Genomic DNA, 312 nt, shown 5'->3' on the forward strand with positions numbered 1-312 from the left:
GTGGTCTAGTTTTACATATGTGCCCTTTTCTCAATACAAACTACCCTCTCATTGATTCTTCCGATCATAAATCATCGTCGGCCGTTGCAAACGATTTTCTAGGTTCTTCACGTCAGCTGTTTTAGCCACAAAAGTCAAATAAGTTGAAGCAACTAAAAAGAGACTTAAAAAGACAACAATGACCCAGCGTGTTAATTGATAACGATGCCAGAAATACTTAAAGCCCTGTTGGAATTGAGCCCACAAGTGTTTCAGCCATTTCTTGAAGCGGTCTTGCCATGTTGATTGTTCTGTACGTGATTCTCGCTCTTC

General features: G+C 40.4%; 1 protein-coding gene. It reads right to left on the bottom strand.

The annotated features are described in order from the left end of the window. Positions 1-48 precede the first annotated feature (48 nt). A partial coding sequence (locus ACFIK0_RS09595) for a hypothetical protein (RefSeq protein WP_375663942.1) occupies positions 49-312 on the bottom strand: 264 nt, incomplete at its 5' end.

The organism is Bartonella sp. CL63NXGY (assembly GCF_042194905.1).
Classification (GTDB): Bacteria; Pseudomonadota; Alphaproteobacteria; order Rhizobiales; family Rhizobiaceae; genus Bartonella.